Annotated in this window: 3 protein-coding genes; all 3 read left to right on the top strand. The window is 71.0% G+C overall.

The window, feature by feature from the left end:
- The first annotated feature begins 262 nt into the window (after positions 1–262).
- Positions 263–1,591 (top strand): MFS transporter, encoded by a 1,329-nt coding sequence (locus tag AOK01_RS38660; RefSeq protein WP_055520118.1) that lies wholly within the window; start codon positions 263–265, stop codon positions 1,589–1,591.
- A 69-nt stretch (positions 1,592–1,660) separates the two neighbouring features.
- Positions 1,661–2,014, top strand: a complete 354-nt coding sequence (locus AOK01_RS42215) for an FmdB family zinc ribbon protein (RefSeq protein WP_079104094.1) — start codon at positions 1,661–1,663, stop codon at positions 2,012–2,014.
- A 109-nt stretch (positions 2,015–2,123) separates the two neighbouring features.
- The coding region (locus tag AOK01_RS38650; protein ID WP_055520120.1) for an S-methyl-5'-thioadenosine phosphorylase at positions 2,124–2,802 on the top strand (679 nt) is incomplete at its 3' end.

Below are 2,802 nucleotides of genomic sequence, written 5' to 3'. Positions count from 1 at the left end.
GGATTTGGGACGTTGAGTGTGGGCTCGGGGTGCGTTCGGGCCTGGGTTTTGCAGGTGAACCCTCGTTCAGTCCTGTATCCTTAAGGCGCACCTGATCGAACCAACTCTGCCTGACGCAGTGCTGGCGCGACCGTATGGCGGCCGCGGTGCCCCTCTCTGTGGGCAGCCCGGTATCTACCGCAGATCCGCGCAAGAGGACAGCTCTCGGCGCGCCGGGCCCCGCTGAGGGGCCGCGCTACCAGGCGGCAGAAAGGCACGGGCCGTGGCATCCACGGTCACCCCGGAGACCACCGGAACTCCGGTCTCCTCCCGCCCCGGATACGGACAACTGCTGCGCACCCGCGGCGCCTGGACGTTCCTGCTCCCCGGCTTCGCCGCACGCCAGCCGTTCGCGATGCTGACCATCTCCATCGTGCTGCTCGTGCGGCACACCACCGGCTCGTACGGGGTCGCCGGCGCCGTCGCCGCCGTGACCGGGGTCGCCATGGCACTGTTCGCGCCGCTCACCGGCCGCCTCGCCGACCGTCACGGCCAGCGGGCCGTGCTGCTCCCCGGCGTCGTCGTGCACGCGCTGGCAGGCCTCTCCCTGACCGCGCTGGCCCTCGCGGACGCTCCCCTGTGGGCGCTGTTCGCGGCCGCCGTGCCGACCGGTGCCTCGGTGCCGCAGGTCGGGCCCATGGTGCGCGCCCGCTGGGGCGTCAAGCTTCAGGGCTCGCCCCTCATGACGACCGCGGCCGCGGTCGAGTCCGTCACGGACGAGCTGACCTTCGTACTCGGGCCGCTCCTGGCGACCGCGCTGTGCACCGCCGTGGACCCGGCCGCGGGTCTGCTCACCGAGGCCGCGCTGACGCTGGTCGGTGGTCTGCTGTTCGCCGCGCAGCGTGGGAGCCAGCCGTCCGTCGGTGGCGGAGGCGGCATCGGTGGCGGTGGCGGTGGCGACATCGGGGGCAATGGGCACGCGCGCGTGCATGCCTCCGCGTTGTCGGTTCCTGGTGTACGCGTCCTGGTCGTGGTCTTTCTCGGGATCGGTGCCGTCTTCGGCGGCATGCAGGTCTCGCTCGCCGCGTTCAGCGAGTCGATCGGCGAGCCCGGTCTGAACGGTGTCCTGTACGGAACCTTCGCCGCCGGCAACATGCTCTCCGGCATCGTCTGCGGTGCGATCGCCTGGAAGGTGGCCCCGCGGCGTCGCCTCGTCATCGGGTACGCGGCCCTGGCGCTGGCCGCCTCCGGGCTGTGGGCGGCGCAGTCGGTGCTCGTCCTCGCCGGCCTCGGTCTCCTGGTCGGCATGTGCGTCGCACCTGCCCTGATCACCGGCTACACGCTCGTCGAGGGGCTCGTGCCGGCCGGCGCCCGCACGGAGGCCTTCACCTGGCTGACCGGAGCGGTCGCACTCGGCCAGGCCGCGGCGGTCCTGGCCGCCGGGCAGCTGGAGGAGCGGCTCTGGGACGGGGCCGGTTTCCTCGTCCCGATGAGCGGCACACTGCTCGCCCTGGCGACCCTGGTGGCCCTGCGTTCGCGGCTCGCTCCACCGCCCGTGAGCCGGACCGTCGCACGTGGCGTGGGTCACCGCGTGCCGGTGGCAGTGGACTGATCCCGAGGAATACGTCAGTATGGACCGTCGTTAGCACTCACTGAGTGAGAGTGCCAGGAGGAAGACAAAGTGCCGACCTATCAGTATCAGTGCACCGCGTGCGGCGAGGGCCTTGAGGCGGTGCAGAAGTTCACCGACGACGCCCTGACCGAGTGCCCCGAGTGCAGTGGCCGCCTGAAGAAGGTGTACTCCGCCGTAGGCATCGTCTTCAAGGGCTCCGGTTTCTACCGCAACGACAGCCGCGGCTCGTCGTCGAGCAGCACCCCTGCCTCGGCCTCGAAGTCCTCGGACTCGTCGTCCGACTCGAAGTCCTCGGATTCCAAGTCGTCCGCTTCGTCCGACTCGAAGGCGTCCTCGGACTCCAAGTCGTCGTCCACGAAGTCGTCGTCCACGAGTTCGTCCTCCGGCAGCAACGCCGCCTGACGCATTCTCGCGCCTCTTTTTCTTACGAGACCCTGTCGGTCGCGCCTCGTCGCGAACGGCAGGGTCTTCGGCGTTTCCCGGCCCGGTTAGGGTGCCGTCCATGGCGAACATGGCGAACACGGAGGGCGTCGAGATCGGCGTCATCGGCGGGTCGGGCTTCTATTCGTTCCTCGACGACGTGACCGAGATACAGGTGGACACCCCCTACGGGCCGCCCAGTGACTCCCTCTTCCTCGGCGAGATCGCGGGGCGGCGGGTCGCCTTCCTGCCCCGCCACGGCCGCGGCCACCATCTGCCGCCGCACCGCATCAACTACCGGGCCAACCTGTGGGCGCTGCGCTCCGTCGGCGCGCGCCAGGTGCTCGGGCCGTGCGCGGTGGGCGGGCTCCGCCCCGAGTACGGGCCCGGGACGCTGCTCGTGCCGGACCAGTTCGTGGACCGTACGCAGTCACGGGCTCAGACGTACTTCGACGGGATACCGCTGCCCGGCGGCGGCACGCCGAACGTGGTGCACGTCTCGCTGGCCGATCCGTACTGTCCGGTGGGGCGCGAGGTCGCGCTCGCGGCGGCGCGCGGGCGGGAGTGGGAGGCGGTGGACGGCGGGACGCTGGTCGTGGTCGAGGGGCCACGGTTCTCCACTCGTGCGGAGTCGCTCTGGTACCGGGCGCAGGGGTGGTCCGTGGTGGGCATGACCGGGCACCCCGAGGCGGCGCTCGCTCGCGAGCTGGAGCTCTGCTACACGTCGATGACGCTGGTCACCGATCTTGATGCGGGGGCCGGGGCCGGGG

This window comes from Streptomyces aurantiacus, assembly GCF_001418335.1.
Lineage (GTDB): Bacteria > Actinomycetota > Actinomycetes > Streptomycetales > Streptomycetaceae > Streptomyces > Streptomyces aurantiacus.
Note: the sequence above shows the minus strand (reverse complement) of the source record. Positions and strands in the feature narration are given on the sequence as shown.